Consider the following 20,620-nt stretch of genomic DNA (forward strand, 5'->3'; position numbering starts at 1 on the left):
GCGCGGTCGGGACGGGCGGGGGGCGACGAGAGTTCGCGGGGCGGGCGCTGGCCGTGACTATCTTTTTCGCAGCCGGCCGATGCCCGGCAGGAACCGGCCGACGCGCCTCGCGTACTCGGCGAATTCCGGGTGTTCGGCCAGGAGCATCCGCTCCTCCCAGCGAGTCTTGGACGACAGGAGCAGCACCAGCAGAACCCACGCGACGATGTGCCACACGGAGGCGCCGAGCAGCACCAGGCCGGCGCCGCCCGCAATGAGGCCGGTGTAGATCGGATTGCGCACCAGGCCGTAGACGCCGCCGGTGACGAAAGGCGCGTTCTCGCGCGGAATCGGGCTCGCCGTGAGTGCGGGGCCGAGACCGACCAGGCCAAGCCCGGCGAGCAGCACGCCGGTCGCGCCGAGCACGACCGTGGCCGCGACGATGAGGCCGTTGACCGGCCAGACCGTGCCGTGCGGCACGAAGACCAGCGCGGCAAGCAGCACGAACTGCGCAAACACCAGGCCGAACGCGAGCGCACGTCTCATCGGTCGAGGATACGCCGTGCCGGGCGGTGTTCTACAAGGTACGGCCAAGCCAAATTCGCTACGCTGTGTTTTCGACGGCGGCCGTCGAGCGTGCCGAGCGGCGCGATTCGAGCGGCTCGAAGAGGGTGATGCGAATGCGCAAGGGGATCACGCTCCTCGTCGTGCTCGCCGGAATCCTCGCCGCGGCGGTGGCCGGGACCGCCGTCTTCGCGCCAGCGATCTTCGCGCGGATCTGGAGCACGGCATCCGCCCCCGTCTGCCCCTCGGCCGCCACGATCAAGGTGCGGGACATCTCCGTGCCGGCCGGCCCGGTGGCCGGCTACTGCCAGGACCGCCTCGTGAACGCGGCGCAGATCATCGCCGCCGCGCGCTCACTCGGCATCGGACGGCACACTCAGGCCATCGGAGTGATGACCGCGATGGGCGAATCCGGACTCCGCGTCCTCGATCACGGCGACGCGGCCGGGGTCGACAGCCGCGGCCTCTTCCAGCAACGCGACAACGGCGCCTGGGGCACCCTCGCCGACCGGATGGACCCGCACACCTCGGCCCTCAATTTCTTCAAGAAGCTCGTGAGCATCCCCGGCTGGAAGAACATGACGCCGGGCCAGGCCGCTCACGCGGTGCAGGTGAACGACGACCCGCATCACTACGACCGCTACTGGGAGCGCGCGCAGTTCATTGTGGAGGCCCTGGGTTCGTAGCCGCGATCGCGGGCTGCGCCGGGCTCCTGGGCTGCTGGCGACTCGTGAGAGGCTCGCGGTCCAGCGCGCCGCGCGCGAGCAGGGTGGCCCCGGCAACGGCCGCCGGCATGATCACCACGGCGGCGAACGGCACCAGGAACAGCAGGTAGATGGGGATGCCGAAGCCAAGGGCGGCGGCCCGGTTCGCCCCGAGCGCTCGGCGGCGCTGACCCAGACGCTGTCCGCGGGCATCGAAGGCGAACCCGGTGAGCTCGAGCGCCAGGATCCAGCCGCCGAGGAGCGCCCCGAGCACGGGAACCACGGTCTGGCCGACCACCGGGATGAAGCCGCAGGCGAAGAGCAGCGCGCCCACGGCGACGGTGAGCCCGAACAGGCGGATGCCGCTGCCGATGCCGCGCGCGGCAGCGCGCCAGGCCGGCTCGTGGAGGTCTGCCGGCTCCTCCCCCAGTGTCCGCTCCGTCGCGCGCCAGATCTTCTCGTAGAACGGGTCGCCCACCGCGAGGGTCACCGCGGCGAAGGTGAAGACGGCCGCGAACGCCAGCCCGCCGACGAGCGCCGCCGCCGCGACCACGCGCGTCGCCGTGCGCCACGGTTCGCCCCACTGGGTGGCGAACGGGACCGCCCAGGCGGCGATCGAGTCGAGGTTCACCAGGAAGAGCACGAACGCCGCGGCGTAGACGATTCCGACGATGAACGCCGGGATCGCCCCGAGCAGCATGAGCCGGGGCGACGTCACCCAGAGTCGGAGTCCGGCGCCGAGGTAGCCCACCCCGGTGCCGAATCGCCGCGCGGCGCCCATGATCCGGCGCCTCGCTAGAGCAGAACCGAGAGCAGCAACACGACGGCGAGCCCGACGACGGAAATGATCGTCTCCATCACTGACCAGGTCTTGAGGGTCTGGCCGACGGTGAGACCGAAGTACTCCTTCACCAGCCAGAACCCCGCGTCGTTCACGTGGGAGAAGATGAGCGACCCGGCCCCGATCGCGAGCACGAGCAGCGCGAGGTGCGCGGGCGAGAGGCCGGCCGCGAGAGGCGCGACGATCCCCGCCGCGGTGACGGTCGCGACGGTCGCGGACCCGGTGGCAAGTCGGATGAGCGCCGCGACAATCCAGCCCAGTACGAGCACCGACACGTTGGTGGCGATCGCGATCTTGGCGATCGCGGTGCCGGTGCCGCCGTCCACGAGCATCTGCTTGAAACCCCCGCCGGCGCCGACGATGAAGATCACCCCGACGATGGGCAGCAGGCTCTGGCCGATCTTGGTGCTGAGCGTCGCCGCGCTGAAGCCCACGCTCGTTCCGAAGGTGACCATGGCGAGCAGCACGGCGAAGAGCAGCGCGAACACCGGGTCGCCCACGAAGTCGAGGAACGGGCGGATGCCGGAGCCGGCTGGCAGCCAGATGTCCGCGGCCGCCTTGACGAGCATGAGCACGAGCGGCGACAGCAGGGTGACGAGGGTGAGAGCGAAGGACGGCGTACGGGTGGCATCCGAATCCTGAGCCCGCCCTGGCCTGCCGTCCCCGCTCGTCGAGCCGCCGGTGACCGCGAGGGCGGCGCCGGCCGCGCCGATCGGCACCCAGCGCGCGGCGAGTCGACCAAACAACGGTCCGGCGACGATCACGGCCGGAATGGCAACGAGCAGGCCGAGGGCGAGCGTGATCCCGACGTTCGCGTGCAGGATTCCGATCGCGGCGAGGGGTCCGGGGTGCGGCGGGATGAAGCCGTGGAGCACGCTCAGGCCGGCCAGCGCCGGAATGCCGAGGCGCATCGCCGGTCCCTTGACGCGGTGCACGGCGAGCATCACGATCGGGATCAGCAGCACGAGACCGATCTCGAAGAACATCGGGATGCCGATGATCGACGCGATGAGGGCCATCTTCCAGGGCAGGGTGGCCGGCTTGCCCCGCAGCAGGGTGTCGACGACACGGTCGGCGCCTCCGGAATCGGCGAGCAGTTTGCCGAGCATGGCGCCGAGGGCGATGAGCACGCCGACGTAGCCGAGCACCCCTCCGACGCCGGTCTCAAACGAAAGGGTGATCTTGTCGAGGGCGATGCCGGAGGCGATTCCCACGAAGAGCGCCCCGATGGTGAGGGCCAGGAACGCGTGGAACTTCGCCGCCACGATGAGCAGAACGACGATCGCGATGCCGATCGCGGCCACCACGAGAACCTGGGTGTCGTGTGCCGTCCAGGGTTGGTCCGCCGGATTCACCGCCGCCGCGAGGTGTTGGCTGGTGACTGCTGCACGTTGGATGATGCTCACGGTGAATCCCCCCGGTGGTCGTGGTCTCGCAGCGGGATCCTGTTCGACCCCCACCCGACGTTAGACACTACGCCTCATTTGAGGCGTGTCATCCCGCGGCGACGACCGGGGCATCCGCGCTGTAAGAGGCGGTGACCAGAATGGGAAGGTGGTCGGACGTGCCGCGCGGGAGGGTGGTGACGTTGTCGATCGTGAGGCCGATCGACGTCGCCAGGTCGAAGTGCCCGCGGAAAAACTTGTAGCGGGTGTACGTGCGCCGGTCGCTGAGGGTGAGGTCGTAGCCGGACTCGAGCATCCGCTCGTTGAGGTGATTCTTGAAGAGCGGATAGTTGTAGTCGCCCACCATGAGGGTGGGCAGGTTGGGGCCGAGCACCCGCAACTGCTCGTGGGCGGCGGCGATCTGGTGCCGGCGCAAGGAATTGAGCGCGGTGAGCGGAGCGGCGTGGAAGGAGGCGACCACGAGCTCCCGCTTGGCTGCAGTGTCGACGAGCCTGGTGGCGATGAGCCGCTCGTGCGCGGGCCTCAGCAGGCGGTCGTGCAGGGACTTCTTCAATTCGAAGGCCTGGGTCTTCACCGCGGTGAAGCGGTCTTCCCGATAGTAGAGCGCGAGCCCGAGACGGTTCCGAAGGGTCGAATCGGCCAGATGAAGCGCGCCAAGATCCGACGGGAGCGCCGTCGTATCCGCCTCCTGGAGGCACAACACGTCGGGCTCGAAATCGGCCGCGAGAGCGGCGAGCTCGGTGCTCGCGCGGTTCTTGCGGAGGTTGTAACTGATGACCTGCACTCGTGACCTGCCCCGGGATCGATGTTGCGACATTCCAGCCTAAGGTCAGTCGGCGTGCCGCGCCGACCCGGAGGGGAAACCCTCAGAGCCGACCGTTGAACGCACGAAACTGCAGCGACGTCTGCAACTCGTCGAGCCTGGCCGACTGGAGGCGTTCGCTTGCCCGCGCCAGGCGGATGTCGTGCAGCCGACCCGAGAATTCCGTGAGTGCCGAGGCAGTTGGGATGGGAGTCGGCATCGACACCAGGCTCTTCGCGGTGATCGAACCCAGAGATCGGAGGGACGTCTTCCCCTGGGCGCCGTTGAGGTAGGCGGCAAGGAAGTCGCCAGCGTCCGCCACAAGGGGCCGCAGCCGGAGCAACGGGGCGCCGTACGCCGCCGCGTCACCGCGAAAGACCGCCGCCTTCGCGAGCGTGGTGGCGCTGCCGGTTCGGCAAAAGAGCACGTCGCCGTTCCGCACCAGGAACCGGTTCAGTTCGGCCGAATCGGGGTCGGCCGGGTCGAGGCCGTGCACGTCGCGGTCGGGCACGCCGAGGCCGGGCAGGTCGAGTTCGCCCTCGAGAATGTTGGATCCACGGATGAGCGGCACCGCAACCTCGGCGCCCGACTTCACCGGGGAACCCGGGGTCGCGGACTCGATCAGGTCCCCGAGCCGACCCACCCGCTCGGTGGATTCCAGCAGATCCAGAAGGAGCGCGTCGACCAGTTCGTCGAGGAGCGCGATCGCGCTCCGCCTCTCGTGGCGCAGCTGGTCGGACTGGTCGAGAACGGCCGCCATGCGCCGTTGGTCGGGCAGCGGTGGAACCGGAATCGACGACGCCCGTACCTGAAGATCGGAGACGACCGGAGTTCCGCCGCCGGTGGCGAGCCGCGTCATCTCGGCCACGAACGAGGGCGCCTGCACCCAGTGGAACAGGTAGCGGTCGTCGACGAGTTCCGGCCTCGGCCGAAGCACCGAGAACGCGGTCGAGGCCATCGCGCCCTCGAGCGGCGGGGAGACGGATGCCACGCCGTTGAGTCCGGGCCGCACGGTCGAGACGAGCACGTCACCGCTTCGCAGGCGTTGCCGGGCGCGGGCCGGCGCCGCGGAAACGAGAATCCGTTTCGGGAAGGCGACGAGCTTGGTGACCGCGTCCACTGACCCGAGGTCGATGAACACGAACTCGAGCGAACCGGGGTCCGGTACCGACGGCTCGACGACGTCGGTGACGTCGACGAGCCGCAACGCGGTGCTCATCGCCAGGTGCCTGGCTGGGCCATGAGCTCCGGTTGCCCGCTCAACGATCGCGCGAGGGCAGCCGAGGCCTGTTGGATCTGCAGTTCGAGCCGAGCGATGTCGATGAGGATGTCGTTGGGCGAGCGGTGCACGACGTGCTCAGCGGGGACAACGCGATAGCGGTTGAAGGTGAGGTCGTAGTCGTGCTCCGCAATCTCCTCGCGCGGCACGAGAAAGGACTGAGCAGTGCGTGCACGTTCGGCCTCGGAGACGAAAGGCACCGAGACGGCGAGCACCGAGACGGCAGGCACCGATCCCGGTGCTTGGGCGGTGCCCGTGGCGGAGGCCGCCGCCCGCGAGGAAAGAGCCTGCCAACGGGCCAGAAGGTCTGGCAGGTCACTCGACTCGCATGGCAGGCGCTTCTCGTCGGCGGTGAATCCGTCCGCCCGCACGTCGTAGAACCAGACGTTCCGGGTGACGGCGCCCTGGCGAACGAGCAGGATCGACACCGACTGCGTGGCCGCCGACTGGTGGGAGCCCGGCCGGAGAACACCGGCCGGGAGGCGCACCACGGCCTCCAGGGAGTGCTCGTCCACGAGCGTGCGCCTCAGGTCTTTGTGCGCCTTCGTCGTGCCGAACAGCACGGCATCCGGCACGATGATCGCCGCGCGGCCACCGTCGCTCAACAGGCGGAGGCTGTGGGCGACGAACAGCAGGTCGGTCTTTCTGGTCTTGACGACGGAGAGCAGTTGCTTCGCGGCGGGAGCGAGGTCGCGGGTTCCGCCGATCGGCGGGTTCGCGACGACGAGCGAATACCGCCCGGCGCCACCCTCCTCCCCGAGCGAGTCGCGGTGCAGGATCTCGGGGTTCTGCACTCCGTGAAGTCGGAGGTTCATCCGCGCGATGCTGCACAGTGCCGCGTCGGTGTCGACGCCGGTGAAGGCGGTGTTGTTGAAGTGGTCGCGCAGGCCGGTGTCGAGCCAGATCCTGGGGTGGTGATCGCGCAGATAGTCGCCCGCGGCCACCAGGAAGCCCGCGGTGCCGACCGTCGGGTCGATGATGGTGTCGGTCGGCGTCGGGGCGGTCATCTCCACCATGAGCGAGACGATGTGGCGCGGCGTCGGGGCGGCGGTCGACGTCCCGGGCGCGCCGAGCTTGCCGAGGAGGTACTCGTAGACGCGCTCCTGGGTCGCGCGGTCACTCATCGGCGCGCTGTCGAGAAGCTCCACGACCTCGGAGCGAAGCTTCGCGCCGCGGAACGCCGAGGTGCCGCTGGCGCGATCGTCGAGCAGGCTGGTGATCTGTTCGATCGCCTCGAGCGGATCCACGACTCCGGCCTGTTCGAAGGCGTGCAGAACCTCATCCACGTGGGCGGTGAGTTCCACTGCGAACAATTTCGGGTTCCTTTAGGCTCCGGGCGCTGTGTCGAGTGCCAGCCTGTCAAACGTAACCGGATGCGGGTGCCCGGGGGCAGTCCCAGAACGGGGTGGGCGCCCCCGCGGGCCGGCATCAGCGCTCCGGGCGGTCGGAGGCACATGAGACGATTGGCGGATGCCGTCCGAAGCCGCTCCGCTCGTGGACGTGAGCGACATCATCCGCCTCGTCGGAACCAACGCGTTTCAGCGCGGGCAGGGCTACGCCAGGCTCGGCGCCGTCGTCGAGACCCACTGGGACGCGGAGGCCGGCATTCTCACCGGGACGGTGCGGGGCACGAGGCCGCACCCGTACCAGTGCAGCGTGCTGCTTGCGCCGACCCCGGGCGGGCGGTTGCGGCCAACGAGCAGCATCTGCAGCTGCCCGGTGGACGTCGACTGCAAGCACGTTGCGGCGGCGCTGCTGGTGAATAACGCCGCGCAGGTGCGCCGGCTCGACCAGGTGCAGGTCGCGAGCGGACTCGCCAGCGCAGACGCAGACGCAGACGCCGGTGCAGACGCCGGTGCAGCCGATGGCACACTGGCCGCCGGGTCGCCGGCCTGGAAGATCGCGTTGTCCAGCCTCGCGGGCGCTTCCGCCCCCTCGTCGCCCCGTGCCGGGGCGGCGCACACGCCGATGGCCCTCCAATTCGAACTCCGTGAGCAACTGCCCCGATCCCGCAGCCGCTGGAACGGCCCGACCGCGAGACCGGCCGGGGCGGCCGTGGGCCCGAAGGCGACCCATCGGCTCGGTGTGCGCCCGGTGATCCGGAGCAAGACCGGCAACTGGGTGCGGTCGAACATCACCTGGAACTCCCTCGCCTATCTCAGCAATCGACTCGAACTCGAGCCGGGCCAGCAGCTCTGGTTCGCTCAGTTCGCGGCCCTGCACCGCGCCACCCGCGAGACCTACAGCGGGCAGGAGGCCGACTGGCTCTACCTGGACGACTTTCAGAGCCCGCTGCTCTGGCGCCTGCTCGACGACGCCCGCGAGATCGGTATCGCGCTGGTGGGAAGCAAGAAGGACGTCTCCGTCACGGTCGGCGCCCGCGCCGACCTGAGCATCGATGCGAGCACGGACGACCACGCGGGCGATCTGCGGCTCGCGACCGTGTTCACGATCGACGGGGAGCGGCATCCGGTCTCCGCTGCGGCCACCATCGGCGACCACGGGATCTACGCCTGGGGTCTCGCGCCGTGGACGTTCACGCTTGCACCGACCGAACGCGCAATCGGGCCCGAACAGCGACGGCTGCTCGGCCAGGCCGAGGGGCTCGTCGTGCCGCGGGCCGACGTGGACGAGTTCCTGCGTGACTTCTACCCCCGACTTCGCCGGCGGCTCGAGGTGACGAGCGTGGACGACTCGGTGACGCTTCCCGAGCTGGCCCGCCCGGCCCTGCTGCTCACGGTCACTTTCACGCCAAAACAGACAGTGCGCCTTGAGTGGGCGTGGCAGTACGACGGAGCCCGCAGCGCGCTGCGGGCGGGCGCCCTCGACGATGACCAGGCCGGGATCCTCGAGCGGGTCGAGCGCCTCGCGGGGACCCTCGAGCCGACCACCACGCTGCAGGGGCTCGCCGCCGCAGAATTCGCCGACACCGTGCTTCCCGCGATCGAGGCGACGGAGGGAGTGATGATCGAGACCGTCGGCGAGCGGCCGGACTACCGGGAGCTTACCGACGCGCCGAAGCTCATCGTGAAGACGGTCGAGACCGACAAGCGGGACTGGTTCGACCTCGGCGTGTACGTCACGGTCGAGGGGCGGGACGTTCCGTTCACCACACTGTTCAAGGCACTGTCGAAGGGCCAGAAGAAGCTCCTCCTCGTTGATAACTCCTACCTCTCGCTCGACCAGCCCGTGTTCGACGACCTCAAGCTACTCATCGAGGAGGCGAGTGCCCTCGCCGAGTGGGAGACCGGCCTGCGTATCAGCCGCTACCAGGCGAGCCTCTGGGCCGACTTCGAGGACCTCGCCGACGAGACGGAACAGGCCGTCACCTGGCGGGAGGCCGCCGCCGGTCTGCTCGCCGTCGAGTCGGTGGAGGCCACCCCGCTCCCCGCCGGCGTGAACGCCACGCTGCGGCCGTACCAGCAGGACGGTTTCAACTGGCTCGCGTTCCTCTGGCGGCACCGGCTCGGCGGGATTCTCGCCGACGATATGGGCCTCGGCAAGACCCTCCAGGCACTCGCGCTCATGGAGCATGCTCTCGGGAAACGTCAGGATGTTGACAGTCGCGAGGAGGAACCTCGGCCGTTTCTCGTGGTGGCGCCCACCTCGGTGGTCTCCAACTGGGTGACCGAGGCCGGCCGGTTCACCCCCGGGCTCGCGGTGCACGCCGTGACGGCGACCGAGTCGAAGAGCCGGACGTCGATCGCGGGGCTGGTGACGGGCCCGGACGGGCGCCGCGCGCACGTCGTGGTCACCTCATATGCCCTCTTCCGGCTCGACTTCGAGGCCTACCAGGCCATCGACTGGGGCGGCCTGATCCTCGACGAGGCGCAGTTCGTGAAGAATCATGCCTCGAAGGCACACGGGTGCGCCGTGGAACTGAGGGCGCCGTTCAAGCTCGCGATCACCGGCACACCGATGGAAAACAGCCTCACCGACCTGTGGTCGCTCTTCGCCATCGTCGCCCCCGGACTCTTCGCCTCCGGGCGGCGGTTCGACGACGAGTACGTGCGCCCGATCAGCGGCAAGCCCGGCAGCGGCAAGCCCGGTGGCGCGGCCGCGGGCGGCCGCGGTGCCCGGTTCGCGGTCTCCGTCACCGAGGCCGAGGCCTCCGCCCACGCGGCCGAGCGGTTGGCGCGGCTACGGCGTCGCATCCGTCCGCTCATGATGAGGCGCACGAAGGAGCTCGTCGCCACCGAGCTCCCGGCCAAGCAGGAGCAGGTGCTGCGCATCGACCTTGCCCCGCGGCATCGCAAGCTCTACGACACCTTTTTGCAGAAGGAGCGCCAGAAGCTGCTCGGGCTCATCGAGGACCTCGACCGCAACCGCTTCATCGTGTTCCGATCGCTGACCCTGCTGAGGATGCTGAGCCTCGACGCCTCGCTCGTCGACGAGAAATACGCCGACATCGCCTCGTCCAAGCTGGACGCACTGCTCGAACAGCTCGAGGACGTGGTGGCCGAGGGCCATCGAGCCCTCATCTTCAGCCAGTTCACCTCGTTCCTCGGCCGGGCAGCCGAGCGGTTGGACGCCGCCGGCATCCGACACGAATACCTCGACGGGTCGACACTCCACCGCCCGGAGGTGATCGCCCGGTTCAAGACCGGTGACGCCCCGGTGTTCCTAATCAGCCTCAAGGCCGGCGGATTCGGGCTCAACCTCACCGAGGCCGACTACGTGTTCCTGCTCGACCCGTGGTGGAACCCGGCGACCGAGTCCCAGGCCGTCGACCGCACGCATCGCATCGGCCAGACCCGCTCCGTGAACGTCTACCGTCTCGTCTCGACGGGCACGATCGAGGAGAAGGTGATGGCGCTGCGCGACCGCAAGGCGGCGCTGTTCGACGCGGTGATGGATGACGACGCCATGTTCTCAACGGCCCTCACGGCCGAGGACATCCGCGGCCTGCTCGATGGCTGAGCTGCGCCTATCGTTGAGGGACATGATTACGAGACGTGAAGCCGCCCTGCGGCTGGATATCCCCCTCGAGATGGCGCACCGGCACGGCATCCCGTCGAAGTTGAACGATGCGGAGTTCGCCGAGATCGAGTCGAACCCGCCGGCCTGGCTGCAGCAGTCGCGCGCCAACCGCACCGGCAAGAAGCCGGTCTGGGTTCAGCTGAAGTGCGACGTCTGCGGGTTCACTGAGGCGGCGCGCCCCAAGAAGTGGTGGCCTGCCTTCACCTACCTGAGCTGTGATTTCCACCTCGCGGAGGAGCTGCCGCCACCCGCGCCGACCGTGCACCGCCGGGAGATCGACGGGATCGGCAGCCGGTTCGTGGGGATCGTGGACGAGAAAGCCTAGGGCGCCAGCCCGCGAGAGACGATCAGACCGCGTCGTCGTCCACCGGCTGGAACCACGGCGGGTACACGGCGACCTTGGGCTTCGTCGGCGAGGCCTTGAGGATGGCCTTGACGGCATCCCGCGCCTTGTCGTTCGCCACTCCGATGAGGGTGACAAGCTCGAACGGCACAGCGTCGCGCACGAGGTATTCGGCGTGCAGGATCGAGTCTTCGTCAGCGCGCAGGCGGCGCAGCATCCGCTCCGCCGCCTCCGGGGTGGATCCGAACCGGGTGAGCACGTGCGCCGCGTCACCGTCGGTCACGGCGGAGTCTGCCTCGCTGTCGATCACCTTCTTGACCGTGGTCACGAGCAGCACGAAGTCCGACGGCGCGGTGTCGGCGATGTCGGCAGACAGGCGCGGGTCGGCGACCCCTGTGCGGATGCTCTGCCAGATGCTCGCGTTCGGAGACAGCACGAACGGCACGTAGTGGGCGACGCTCGGACCCTCCGAACCGGCGACGAGGGTGCTGCGGCGGGACTCGCGAGCGTCGGCCGATGAAATGTCCACGACGGGGCGCGATTCCCACGCCTCGCTCAGGTCGGACAGGATGCCGCTGCCGAGGATTCCGGCCAGGTTGCTCATGTGGGTGACGTGGTAGATGCGCTGCTCGCCCACGTCGTCGAGCGGAGTGGTCGACAGCCGGCGCGGAGCCAGCGTGCGGCGCGGCGCGGCGCGGGAGGAGAGCTTCGGCCGGGTGGGAGTGCGCGTGCTGGTGGCGACGACAACCTGGACCTCGGGGGCCGGTTTCGGATAGCACTGGTCGCAGAGGCCGGCATCCAATCCATGAATACATTCGTCGGCCAAGGCTGAACCCTTCGTAATCGCGGCGCCCCGCTCGAGCGCTACCTGTCCACGTTACGTGCAATTCGACACACAATTCGCCCAAAGTGGCCACGAATGCCCTCTTTCCTTGGATTCGAGCGGGGCGTACTGTGCGATTACCGCGAGATTGGAGGGATGCCATGGCACACCTGACCGCGGCCGACCTCGGAATCGACGTGACGCACGCCGAGGCGGACGCCCTCTTCCGCTGGTTTCTGGCGAGCCTGCTCTTCGGTCGGCCGATCAGGCAGGAGGTCGCGGCCGAGACCTGGCGGGTGCTCATCGCGCATGGGCTCACCACCCTGGACCGCTTCGCGGACTATGACCGGGAGCAACTGCGCGCCCTGCTCGACGAGGGTCATTACGCCCGCTTCGACTATCTGATGACCGACGAGTTGCATGAGGTGATGGCCACCGTGAAGCGCCAATACGGCTCGGTGAGCGCCATGGTGAAGACGTCTGGCTCGCGCAAGGAACTCAGCGAGTGGCTCGACGCCCTCGCGGGCGTCGGCCCGAAGACCGTGGAGATCTTCCTGCGCGAGGTGCCGGATGCGGTGATCGGCAGCCGGTAGCTCCCCCGGCCCGCACCATCAATACACTCGGAGCATGCCCGAGAACACACGACCAACCATCGACTGGCTCGAGCCCCTGCATGTCGCCGCCCGCCGGCTGCTGGACCGCCTCGCGTCGGAGTACGACGTGACCGTGTTCCCGCTGCCGGGCTACCGCCACGAGGGAGCGACGGTGAGCGAGGCCGTGCAGGTCGTGCCGGCCGAGCCGCGCGCCGCCTCAGTTCTTCTCGCCTTCACGAACGCGCCAGGGGTGATCGTGCGCGCCGGGGTGCTGCACGAGTTCTGCTTCCCGCCCCTGGGCGGCCACGCTCAGGCGGATGCGGCGAGCCTCGTCGGACAGTTGGAGGACCTGATCCTCACGATCGTGAACGGTGGCTATACGGAGACGGTGGACGGCAGCATGGTGAGCTTCTCGCTGCGCCATGCCAACGGGTGGCAGTTCGGGGAGTGCCACAGCGGCCAATTCCCCCTGGAACTCGTCGCCGAGGCATGCACCGTGCTCGCGGCGTCGCCGGGCGGCTGGGCGCCGTGGCCGCCGCGGGATAGTCGCCGGGGGATAGCCGGCGCTGGATAGTCGGGGACGCTAGTCGGGCAGCACCCAGCTCTCGACGCTGCGCTGCTCCAGGAGGGGCACGATCTGCCCGAGCACGAGCCGCGCGAAGTGTTCCGTCTCGCGGTGCAGGCCGAAGTCGGCCTCCGATCGGTAGCGCTCGATGAGCACCAGTCGGCGGTCGCTGCCCACCTTGACGTACGCGTCGAATGCGAGGCATCCCGGCTCCGTTCGGCTCGCCGACTCGAGTTCGGCGACATGCACGAGTACGGCGGTCTCGTTGCCTTCGGCGATCGTGTACTGGGCGATTGCGAGGAACATCGGTCTACCTTTCGTGGGGCGTGGCCGGCGCGAGGAAGGCGCCGATCGCCGAGGCGAGGGCGGCCGGGTCCTCCACTCCGCACAGTTCGCGGGCGGAGTGCATGGAGAGCAGGGCGATTCCGACGTCGAAGGTGCGGATGCCGAGTCGCGTCGCGGTCAGCGGACCGATGGTCGACCCGCACGGCACCGCGTTGTTCGAGACGAACTCCTGGTAGTCGACCCCGGCCTGCCGGCAGGACCGCGCCCATTCCGCAGCCCCGAAGGCGTCGGTGGCGTAGCGCTGGTTGGCGTTGATCTTGAGGAGAGGACCGCGGCCGACCACCGGGCGGTTTGCCGGATCGTGCCGCTCCGGATAGTTCGGATGCACGGCGTGACCGGCGTCGGCGGAGAGGCACCACGACCTCGCAAATGCACGGGCGCGATCCGACTCGGTGGCGTCCGGCTTGATGCGGGCGAGGATGTCGGCGAGAAACGGTCCGCTCGCGCCGGACCGAGTGTCCGAGCCGACCTCCTCGTGGTCGAAGGCGGCGAACATGGGAATATCGTCGAGTCCGTCCGTTCCCGTCTCCGCGAGCCTGAGCAGCGCGGCGAGGCCCGCGTGCACCGACGAGAGGTTGTCGAGCCTGGCCGAGGCGAACATCGCACCATCGAGCCCGAAGACGGCGGAGGTCTGCGTGTCGGCGACGACGACGTCATAGCCGACCACGTGCTTGCCGGCGCGGCCGACGAGGCCCGCGAGGTGGGCGATCACGTCGGTGTCGGCGGCGTTGCCGACGCCGATCACCGGGTTGAGGTGGGATTGCGGATTGAGGGTGAGCCCGTCGGAGTTCACGCCGCGGTCGAGGTGCACGGCGAGTTGCGGAAAGCGCAGAAACGGCCCGGTGCGCACGAGGGCGCTCGTACCGTCGTCGAACACGAGGCGACCGGCGAACTCGAGCTCGCGGTCCAGCCAGGAATTGAAGAGCGGCCCGCCGTAGACCTCCACTCCCGCCTGCAGCCAGCCCTGGGATCCGGTGGTCGGCTTCGGTTTGAGCTTGAACCCGGGCGAGTCGGTGTGTGCGCCGACGATGCGGAACGGCGTGGCGGGGCCGGCGGTCGGCGGCAGGATCCAGGCGGCGATCGCGCCATCCCGGATCGCGAAGTACCGGCCAGGATCCGCTGCCCAGTGCTCCGCCTCATCGAGGGCGGTGAATCCGGCCGCGCTGAGCCGCCTGGCCGCTTCGGCGACCACGTGGTAGGACGACGGCGACGCCTGCACGAATCGGGCGAGGTCGTGCAGGTGGGTGGCGGCCGAGGCGGTGGAATCGCTCATGGGCCAATTCAAGCATCCGCGTCGGGCCGGAGCGTCCAGGGGCACCGATAGCCTGAAGCGATGACCTCCGAATTCCAGCGCACGCCGATCGATCCCCGCTCCCGCGACCGCCTCGCCGCCGAGGGCCTGCGTCTCGACCTCGTCGACCCGGGCGACAGGGCGGCGTTCGACCTCTGGTTGCGGGCCGAGGCGCGCGGGTTCCACGCCCCGCGGCCATCCGAACAGTCGCTCGGCGAACAGTTCGCCGGCTATTCCGACCGACGCACGAGCGGGGTGTGGGACGCCACGGCGGCCGAGCCCGATTCTCCCGTCGCCACGGTCAGCTCGTGGCCGGCCGAGCTCACCGTACCCGGCCAGCGCTCCGTCACGGCCTGGGCCATCAGCGCCGTCACCGTCGCGCCCACTCATCGCCGGCTCGGCATCGCCAGGGCGATGCTCGAGGCCGAGTTGCGCACCGCTCACCAGCTGCGGGTTCCGGTGGCAATGCTCACGGTGTCGGAGGCGACGATCTACGGCCGCTTCGGGTTCGCCCCGGCGGCGATGACGACGGACTGGCGCATCGACACTGCGCGGGCCAGGTGGACGGGCCAGGAGGCGTCGGGCCGAGTGCAATTCGTGTCGCTCGAACACCTGCGCGACGAGGGCCTCGCGATCGTGGAGCGGGTGCGGCTGCAGACGCCGGGGCAGATGGAGTTCGGCGGCCAGCTGTGGGTGCGGCTCTTCGGGCTTGTCGGCGACGACAAGGACGCGGCGAAGAACCTGCGCGCGGTGCGGTTCGACGACGCCGCCGGCGTCGCCCAGGGCTTCGCGGTCTATCGGATCACCGGGTCACCCGCGGACTTCGCCGCCCACTCCCTGGACGTGAAATTCCTGGTCGCGGCGACCGATGACGCGTACGCGGGGCTCTGGCGCTTCCTGCTCGAGCAGGATCTCGTGAGCGAGGTGACGGCGTCGCTGCGCCCGGTCGACGAGGCGGTGCTCTGGCAGGTGTCCGACTTCCGGGCGGTGCGGGTCGCCCAGCAGCGAGACCACCTGTGGACGCGCATCCTGGACGTGAGCTCGGCGCTCGAGGCCCGGCACTACTCCCGGCCCGGCCGCACCGTGCTCGAGGTGAGCGACCCGCTCGGTTTCGCGGCCACGCGCGTGCTGCTCGATGTCGCCGTGGACGGTTCGGCGACCGTGGCGCCGTTCGACGGGGACATTCCGGACGACGCGGCGGCGGCGGCTCTCTCGGTGAACGCGCTCAGCGCGCTCTACCTCGGCGGGGTGTCCGCGGTGTCGCTCACGAGGGCCGGGCGGATCACCGAGCTGCGCGAGGACTCCGCCGTCGCGGTGGACCGCACCTTCCGCTCGCCCGTCGAACCGTGGTTGAGCATCTGGTTCTAACCTTGGCTCGTGAGCACACCCGCCGGAAGACGTAGGTCCGTTCGATGGAGGCGTCGCGACGTCCTCTGGACGCTCGTGCTCGCGATCATGGCCGGATTCCAGCTGTGGCGGGGAGCGTGGGTGGACGGCGCGGTGTTCGGACTCCTCGTCGCCGTGCTGGTGATCGACAACCAGACCGACGGGCGCATCCATCTGCTCAGGCGCCTCCTGACGGCACCGCGCTGGGTGATCCTCGCGATCACCGCGGGGCTGGGGGTGTTCCTCGTGCTCGCCCCCCGACACAGCTGGCTCGACCTGCTCGGGATGGTCGCCATCGGAATCACGGTGCTCCTGCTCGCCTGGGTGCCGGATCCGGTGGGTGCCTCGCGCCCGCCAAATGCCATCCGTCGGTCGCTCGTGCTGTGGTCGGTGCTGGGGGTCGCGCTCTGCCTCTGGGAGGCCGGCGCGTTCATTCTCAGCACGAGATCGGCCGCGGCCCTCCAGGAGTATCCGACCGTCTCGATCCTTCTCGACCCGTTCGTGGAGTCGCCGATCGGCCGCACCATCGTGGTCACACTCTGGCTGCTGGGCGGCCTCGGCCTGCTTCGCGTGTGGAGCCGGCCGTGACGCGCCTGGTCGTCATCGCCGGCTATCTCGTGATTCTCGGGGCGATGATCGCCCTGGAGGCATACTCGCGCAGCAGGCCGGATCGCGTGGCGCCGCTCGACGAGATGCTCACCGAGGTGATGACGTCCCGCATCGTGCGGGTGGGCATCATCGCCGGCTGGTGGTGGTTCGGCTGGCACTTCTTCTTCGCGCCGACGGTGTGATGCCGCGGACCCTCCGAGAGCTCAGGCGACGAAGCGCCGATGATCGGATGCCGCCACCGTGCGCAGGTCTTCCCCGAACTCGAACGTGGCCGTGACGAAGCCGCCGCCGAGCGCGTCGTCCAGCCAGTACTTCGCGTCGTCCCACATCCGGTGCACCGGAATCGCGCCGATCGGAAACCACTCCGGCGCCAGTTCGTCTGACTCCCGTGGCAGGCCGGACCAGTCGCGGGTGACGAACACCCACGACTTCTGGCTCCAGGCCGGCCGATGCGGAAAGGGGTAGGTCAGCTCCCCGGCGAGCCTCAGCCCCTCCGCGGCCACGACCACCCCGGTCTCCTCCGCCACCTCGCGGATGATGGCCTGCACGGGCGTCTCCCCCGGTTCGATCTTGCCGCCCGGGCCGACGAGGTTTCCCTCCCCCAGGCCGAACTTCTTCGCCCCGAGCAGCACCTCGTCACCCGACGGACCGGACCGGATGAGGTAGCAGACGCACACCTCGGGCAATCCCATGCAGCGAGCCTAGCCGCGCGCGCGTATGGTGAGCCGCATGGACTGGTTCGATGCCCAGGACTACGAATTCGCGCGGCAGGTCCTGCAGCGCGGCATTGCCGTGATCTTCTTCGTCGCGTTCCTCTCCACCGCCAACCAGTTCCGCGCGCTCCTTGGCGAGCACGGCCTGCTGCCGGTGCCGAGACTGCTCGAGAATAAACGACGCCTGCGTGGGCCCACCCTGTTCCGCTGGCGCTATTCCGACCGGTTGCTTCTCGCGGTGTGCGTGACGGGGATGCTGCTCGCCGCATCCGTCATCGCGGGACTGCCGCAGGCCGGACCGCCGTGGCTGCCGATGATCGTCTTCATCGGCCTCTGGTTGCTCTACATGTCGGTGGTCAACGTCGGCCAGACCTTCTACGGCTTCGGCTGGGAGATGCTGCTGCTCGAGGCGGGATTCACCGTCGCGTTCCTCGGTTCGAACCAGGTGCCGCCGCCGAAGACGATCCTGCTGCTCATCGCCTGGCTCGTCTTCCGGCTGGAATTCGGGGCCGGCCTGATCAAGCTGCGCGGCGACACCGCCTGGCGGGACCTGACGGCGCTGTACTACCACCACGAGACCCAGCCGATGCCGGGGCCCCTCAGCCGGCAGGCCCACCTGTTGCCGAAGTGGGCGCACCGGCTCGAGGTGATCGGCAACCACTTCGCCCAGTTGGTGGTGCCCTTCCTGCTGTTCGCGCCGCAACCGGTGGGCAGCGCCGCGGCCGCCGTCATCGTGCTCACCCAGCTCTGGCTCGTCGTCACCGGCAACTTCGCCTGGCTCAACTGGATCACCATCGTGCTGGCCTTCGCGGCCATCAGCGACCCGGTCGCCCACGCGGTGCTGCCGGTGATTCCGCTCGGCCGGATGCCCGGCGCGCAGACCCCGCCCTGGTGGCTCGCAATCGTGCTCGTCGTGACGCTGCTGCTCGTGGTTCTCAGCTACTGGCCCATCAGGAACCTGTTCTCCCGGCGGCAACTCATGAACGCGAGCTTCAACCGCTGGCAGCTGGTGAACGCCTACGGCGCATTCGGCTCAGTCACACGGCAGCGGATCGAGATCGTTGTCGAGGGAACCCTCGACGACGACCCGGATAACGAGTCCGCGTGGAGCGAATACGAGTTCAAGGGCAAGCCGGGCGATCTCAGGCGGATGCCGCGGCAGTGGGCGCCGTATCACCTGCGCCTGGACTGGCTGATGTGGTTCCTGCCGCTCGGCTCGGTGCACGAGGGCTGGTTCTACGCGTTTCTTGCCAGGCTGCTCGAGGCGGACCGGCCGACGCTGCGCATGCTGCGGCAGGAACCATTCCACGGGGAACGCCCGCGGCTGGTGCGAGTGCTCAGCTATCGGTACCGGTTCGCGACCCGGGCGGAGAAACGGGCAACCGGCCAGCGCTGGATGCGCGACCAGCGACGGGAGTTGATGCCGCCGATGGCGTTGCGCCCACCGGACTGACCGGTGCGAACCGCGAGCGGATACCCTGAGCGGATGACGACGGTGTCCGACTCCCCCCTGCGCCGGAGTTTCGGCGCCCTCAGACTGGTTCTCGGGCTGCTCGTGCTCTCCGCGATCATCACGCAGATCACCGACGAGCTGCTGCACGACGCGTTCAAGCCCGGCGAGTATTTCGCATACTTCACCATCGAGTCGAGCATGATCAACGTCGTGGTGCTTCTCGTCGGCGGCATGCTCGCGTTGCGCGGCAGAGCGGAGACGGAGTTCTTCACCAGCGTGCGAGTGGCCGTGCTGTCCTACGCCGTGATAACCGCTGCCGTGTACAACGTGCTGCTCCGCAACATCCCGAGCACCGGCTATCACGGCGTGCAGTGGCCGAACGAGGTGATGCACGTCTGGGTGCCGATCGTGATCGTGCTCGACTGGCTGTTCGCGCCCGGGCGCGCGCGGGTCGGCTGGACGCGACTGTGGCTCGTCGTCTCCTACCCGCTCGCCTGGCTCGCGTTCACGATGCTGCGCGGCGCGGTGACCGGCTGGTACCCGTACCCCTTCCTCGAACCGGACGGCCCCGGCGGCATCCTCAGCGTGCTCGTTTACGTGGTCGGGATCTCGGTGTTCATCCTCGCGGTCGCCTCGACCGTGATCGTGGTGGGCCGCCTCGATGCCCGGCGTCCGCGGCTGGTGCTGGCCGACAGCGAGGCTGCCGATAGCGAGCCGTTCTAGGCGCGTCTGGTCGCTCGCGGCGATCGGTTGCGGCATCAGCTGGCGGTTACCCGGCCGGAACTCCACCGGGCGGCGCCAGGGCGGTCGGGCCGCCCGCTGTGCGTCTGGCCCGCAGGCTGCCGGCGATCGTCGTGGCCGCGACGGTCACGAGAGCCCCGAGCAGCAGCGCCGCGTCCTCCCCCGGCCGCAGCAGGTGCAACTGCGTGCCGAGGGTGGCCGCCGCGACGGGCACACCCAGCTGACCGGCGGCCATCACCCCGAGCAGGAGCGGTTGGCCGACCAGCCGCACGGCAACGTGGGCCACGATCGCCGCCGCCCCGAGGCACCCGCCGAGCAGGATCATGAACGGATGCGCGCCCAGGTGGGACAGCTGGATCGAGGCGCCGAGCCAAACGAAGAAAAGGGGGCCGAAGAAGCCGTCGGTCACGGCGAACAGCTGTCGTGCGAGCCGCCGCGGTTCGCCGATCGCGGCGACGACGAGGCCAAGGGCGAAGCCCGCGAGCATGATCGACACGTGCGTGAGCTGGGCGAGGCCGGCGAGGGCGAAGAGCAGGAGCAGGCTGATTCGCAGCTCGAGGGCGAACTTGCGGCGCTCCGAGACCTTGTGTCCCCGTTGGCGCAAGCCGAGGCGGTCGAGGGCGAGCAGCCCGAAGAATGCCAGCACGGCGATCGCCATCACCGCGAGGGCGCCGAGGGCGGCCGGAGCCGCGTTCACCGGGTCGATCGCGAGTGGGAGCGCGACGATGCACAGCGTGTCCGCGATGGACACCTGCGCCACCAGCTGCAGGGACGATGGACCGGTCAGCCCGATCGCGGCGGCGATGGGAAGCACAAGGGCGGCCGACGAGGAGGCGATGAGCACCGCATACAGCACCGGATGGCCAGTGCCGAACAGCCCTGCGAGGGCCAGCCCAGCGGCCACCGCGACCAACGCCGCCACCACCGCGCCGATGGCGCCGCGGCCGAGAGCGGACCGCACGGCCTGGTCTCGCACCGGGATGTGGGAGCCCACGACGAACATCGTGAGGGCGAATCCGATGTTGGCGAGGGCGGTGAAGGTGGGCTCCCCCGCGTCGATGAGCCGAAGCCCGGATGCGCCGATCAGGATTCCGCCGAGAAGTTCACCGACCACCACAGGCAGGTGCCACGACGAGCGGCCGGCGAGCACCGGACCGAGCAGCCCGACGAGCACGACGAGCGCCAGCAGAGAGAAGCTCATGG

At 69.3% G+C, this 20,620-nt stretch carries 21 protein-coding genes; 10 read left to right on the forward strand and 11 right to left on the reverse strand.

Going from position 1 to position 20,620, the window contains the following annotated elements:
- Nucleotides 1-57: 57 nt before the first annotated feature.
- A complete protein-coding gene (locus tag VIM54_RS06370) occupies nt 58-525 on the reverse strand; it encodes a methyltransferase family protein (protein WP_331899929.1) in 468 nt (155 codons plus the stop codon).
- Nucleotides 526-659: 134 nt separating this feature from the next.
- On the opposite strand from VIM54_RS06370, the gene VIM54_RS06375 reads away from it, so the two are divergent.
- A complete protein-coding gene (locus VIM54_RS06375) occupies nt 660-1,229 on the forward strand; it encodes a hypothetical protein (RefSeq protein ID WP_331899930.1) in 570 nt (189 codons plus the stop codon).
- Here the strand turns inward: VIM54_RS06375 and VIM54_RS06380 are convergent.
- From VIM54_RS06380 to VIM54_RS06400, 5 genes are all read right to left on the reverse strand, one after another.
- Nucleotides 1,204-2,028 carry an EI24 domain-containing protein gene (locus tag VIM54_RS06380; RefSeq protein ID WP_331899931.1) on the reverse strand — a complete coding sequence of 275 codons (825 nt, stop codon included), beginning with the start codon at nt 2,026-2,028 and terminating at the stop codon, nt 1,204-1,206. The genes VIM54_RS06375 and VIM54_RS06380 overlap by 26 nt on opposite strands.
- Before the next feature lie 14 nt (nt 2,029-2,042).
- Entirely contained in the window at nt 2,043-3,485 is a 1,443-nt protein-coding gene (locus VIM54_RS06385; protein ID WP_414673188.1) for a gluconate:H+ symporter, read from the reverse strand.
- 97 nt (nt 3,486-3,582) lie between these two features.
- A complete protein-coding gene (locus VIM54_RS06390) occupies nt 3,583-4,278 on the reverse strand; it encodes an endonuclease/exonuclease/phosphatase family protein (RefSeq protein WP_331899932.1) in 696 nt (231 codons plus the stop codon).
- A gap of 82 nt (nt 4,279-4,360) precedes the next feature.
- Complete coding sequence (locus VIM54_RS06395; RefSeq protein WP_331899933.1) at nt 4,361-5,515, reverse strand: restriction endonuclease subunit S; 1,155 nt, start codon at nt 5,513-5,515, stop codon at nt 4,361-4,363.
- On the reverse strand, nt 5,512-6,879 hold the full coding sequence (locus tag VIM54_RS06400; protein WP_331899934.1) for a class I SAM-dependent DNA methyltransferase: 1,368 nt from the start codon (nt 6,877-6,879) through the stop codon (nt 5,512-5,514). Before VIM54_RS06400 ends, VIM54_RS06395 begins: the two co-directional genes overlap by 4 nt.
- A 166-nt stretch (nt 6,880-7,045) precedes the next feature.
- On the opposite strand from VIM54_RS06400, the gene VIM54_RS06405 reads away from it, so the two are divergent.
- Nucleotides 7,046-10,495 (forward strand): DEAD/DEAH box helicase, encoded by a 3,450-nt coding sequence (locus tag VIM54_RS06405; protein WP_331899935.1) that lies wholly within the window; start codon nt 7,046-7,048, stop codon nt 10,493-10,495.
- Nucleotides 10,496-10,517: 22 nt separating this feature from the next.
- The gene (locus VIM54_RS06410) at nt 10,518-10,880 is read left to right on the forward strand and encodes a hypothetical protein (RefSeq protein ID WP_331899936.1); all 363 of its coding nucleotides are present in this window, start codon (nt 10,518-10,520) and stop codon (nt 10,878-10,880) included.
- Between the two features lie 22 nt (nt 10,881-10,902).
- On the opposite strand, the gene VIM54_RS06415 is transcribed toward VIM54_RS06410, so the two are convergent.
- A complete protein-coding gene (locus tag VIM54_RS06415; RefSeq protein WP_331899937.1) occupies nt 10,903-11,724 on the reverse strand; it encodes a DUF4433 domain-containing protein in 822 nt (273 codons plus the stop codon).
- Nucleotides 11,725-11,882: 158 nt separating this feature from the next.
- Between VIM54_RS06415 and VIM54_RS06420 the strand changes: the two genes are divergently transcribed.
- Both VIM54_RS06420 and VIM54_RS06425 read left to right on the forward strand, forming a co-directional pair.
- Nucleotides 11,883-12,314: a hypothetical protein gene (locus tag VIM54_RS06420; protein ID WP_331899938.1), complete on the forward strand. Its 432-nt coding sequence runs from the start codon at nt 11,883-11,885 to the stop codon at nt 12,312-12,314.
- A 34-nt stretch (nt 12,315-12,348) separates the two neighbouring features.
- Nucleotides 12,349-12,888 (forward strand): DUF6226 family protein, encoded by a 540-nt coding sequence (locus VIM54_RS06425; protein WP_331899939.1) that lies wholly within the window; start codon nt 12,349-12,351, stop codon nt 12,886-12,888.
- A gap of 9 nt (nt 12,889-12,897) precedes the next feature.
- On the opposite strand, the gene VIM54_RS06430 is transcribed toward VIM54_RS06425, so the two are convergent.
- Together VIM54_RS06430 and VIM54_RS06435 are read right to left on the reverse strand one after the other, a co-directional pair.
- Nucleotides 12,898-13,185 carry a putative quinol monooxygenase gene (locus VIM54_RS06430; RefSeq protein WP_331899940.1) on the reverse strand — a complete coding sequence of 96 codons (288 nt, stop codon included), beginning with the start codon at nt 13,183-13,185 and terminating at the stop codon, nt 12,898-12,900.
- A gap of 4 nt (nt 13,186-13,189) precedes the next feature.
- On the reverse strand, nt 13,190-14,497 hold the full coding sequence (locus VIM54_RS06435; protein ID WP_331899941.1) for a M18 family aminopeptidase: 1,308 nt from the start codon (nt 14,495-14,497) through the stop codon (nt 13,190-13,192).
- A 60-nt stretch (nt 14,498-14,557) separates the two neighbouring features.
- Here VIM54_RS06435 and VIM54_RS06440 point away from each other — a divergent pair, with 60 nt between their 5' ends.
- Genes VIM54_RS06440 through VIM54_RS06450 form a run of 3 tightly spaced genes read left to right on the forward strand, consistent with a single transcriptional unit; the run spans nt 14,558 to nt 16,692 of the window.
- A complete protein-coding gene (locus VIM54_RS06440) occupies nt 14,558-15,883 on the forward strand; it encodes a GNAT family N-acetyltransferase (RefSeq protein WP_331899942.1) in 1,326 nt (441 codons plus the stop codon).
- Nucleotides 15,884-15,892: 9 nt separating this feature from the next.
- Complete coding sequence (locus tag VIM54_RS06445; RefSeq protein ID WP_331899943.1) at nt 15,893-16,489, forward strand: hypothetical protein; 597 nt, start codon at nt 15,893-15,895, stop codon at nt 16,487-16,489.
- A complete protein-coding gene (locus VIM54_RS06450) occupies nt 16,486-16,692 on the forward strand; it encodes a DUF6186 family protein (protein WP_331899944.1) in 207 nt (68 codons plus the stop codon). The genes VIM54_RS06445 and VIM54_RS06450 overlap by 4 nt, the downstream gene beginning before the upstream one ends.
- Before the next feature lie 21 nt (nt 16,693-16,713).
- Here VIM54_RS06450 and VIM54_RS06455 read toward each other — a convergent pair whose 3' ends face one another.
- Nucleotides 16,714-17,202 (reverse strand): 8-oxo-dGTP diphosphatase, encoded by a 489-nt coding sequence (locus tag VIM54_RS06455; RefSeq protein WP_331899945.1) that lies wholly within the window; start codon nt 17,200-17,202, stop codon nt 16,714-16,716.
- Nucleotides 17,203-17,239: 37 nt separating this feature from the next.
- Between VIM54_RS06455 and VIM54_RS06460 the strand changes: the two genes are divergently transcribed.
- Both VIM54_RS06460 and VIM54_RS06465 read left to right on the forward strand, forming a co-directional pair.
- Nucleotides 17,240-18,676, forward strand: a complete 1,437-nt coding sequence (locus VIM54_RS06460) for a lipase maturation factor family protein (protein ID WP_414673185.1) — start codon at nt 17,240-17,242, stop codon at nt 18,674-18,676.
- Between the two features lie 33 nt (nt 18,677-18,709).
- Nucleotides 18,710-19,399 carry a Pr6Pr family membrane protein gene (locus VIM54_RS06465; protein ID WP_331899946.1) on the forward strand — a complete coding sequence of 230 codons (690 nt, stop codon included), beginning with the start codon at nt 18,710-18,712 and terminating at the stop codon, nt 19,397-19,399.
- A gap of 46 nt (nt 19,400-19,445) precedes the next feature.
- Here the strand turns inward: VIM54_RS06465 and VIM54_RS06470 are convergent, their stop codons facing one another.
- Nucleotides 19,446-20,618, reverse strand: a complete 1,173-nt coding sequence (locus VIM54_RS06470) for a cation:proton antiporter (RefSeq protein ID WP_331899947.1) — start codon at nt 20,616-20,618, stop codon at nt 19,446-19,448.
- Nucleotides 20,619-20,620 lie beyond the last annotated feature (2 nt).

This window comes from Lacisediminihabitans sp., assembly GCF_036569425.1.
In the GTDB taxonomy this organism is placed as follows: domain Bacteria; phylum Actinomycetota; class Actinomycetes; order Actinomycetales; family Microbacteriaceae; genus Lacisediminihabitans.

Coding starts and splice junctions, on each gene's coding strand:
- VIM54_RS06370 (WP_331899929.1), bottom strand. CDS start 525: ATGAGACGTGCGCTCGCGTTCGGCCTGGTGTTTGCGCAGTTCGTGCTG.
- VIM54_RS06375 (WP_331899930.1), top strand. CDS start 660: ATGCGCAAGGGGATCACGCTCCTCGTCGTGCTCGCCGGAATCCTCGCC.
- VIM54_RS06380 (WP_331899931.1), bottom strand. CDS start 2,028: ATGGGCGCCGCGCGGCGATTCGGCACCGGGGTGGGCTACCTCGGCGCC.
- VIM54_RS06395 (WP_331899933.1), bottom strand. CDS start 5,515: ATGAGCACCGCGTTGCGGCTCGTCGACGTCACCGACGTCGTCGAGCCG.
- VIM54_RS06405 (WP_331899935.1), top strand. CDS start 7,046: ATGCCGTCCGAAGCCGCTCCGCTCGTGGACGTGAGCGACATCATCCGC.
- VIM54_RS06410 (WP_331899936.1), top strand. CDS start 10,518: ATGATTACGAGACGTGAAGCCGCCCTGCGGCTGGATATCCCCCTCGAG.
- VIM54_RS06420 (WP_331899938.1), top strand. CDS start 11,883: ATGGCACACCTGACCGCGGCCGACCTCGGAATCGACGTGACGCACGCC.
- VIM54_RS06425 (WP_331899939.1), top strand. CDS start 12,349: ATGCCCGAGAACACACGACCAACCATCGACTGGCTCGAGCCCCTGCAT.
- VIM54_RS06430 (WP_331899940.1), bottom strand. CDS start 13,185: ATGTTCCTCGCAATCGCCCAGTACACGATCGCCGAAGGCAACGAGACC.
- VIM54_RS06435 (WP_331899941.1), bottom strand. CDS start 14,497: ATGAGCGATTCCACCGCCTCGGCCGCCACCCACCTGCACGACCTCGCC.
- VIM54_RS06440 (WP_331899942.1), top strand. CDS start 14,558: ATGACCTCCGAATTCCAGCGCACGCCGATCGATCCCCGCTCCCGCGAC.
- VIM54_RS06455 (WP_331899945.1), bottom strand. CDS start 17,202: ATGGGATTGCCCGAGGTGTGCGTCTGCTACCTCATCCGGTCCGGTCCG.
- VIM54_RS06460 (WP_414673185.1), top strand. CDS start 17,240: ATGGACTGGTTCGATGCCCAGGACTACGAATTCGCGCGGCAGGTCCTG.
- VIM54_RS06465 (WP_331899946.1), top strand. CDS start 18,710: ATGACGACGGTGTCCGACTCCCCCCTGCGCCGGAGTTTCGGCGCCCTC.
- VIM54_RS06470 (WP_331899947.1), bottom strand. CDS start 20,618: ATGAGCTTCTCTCTGCTGGCGCTCGTCGTGCTCGTCGGGCTGCTCGGT.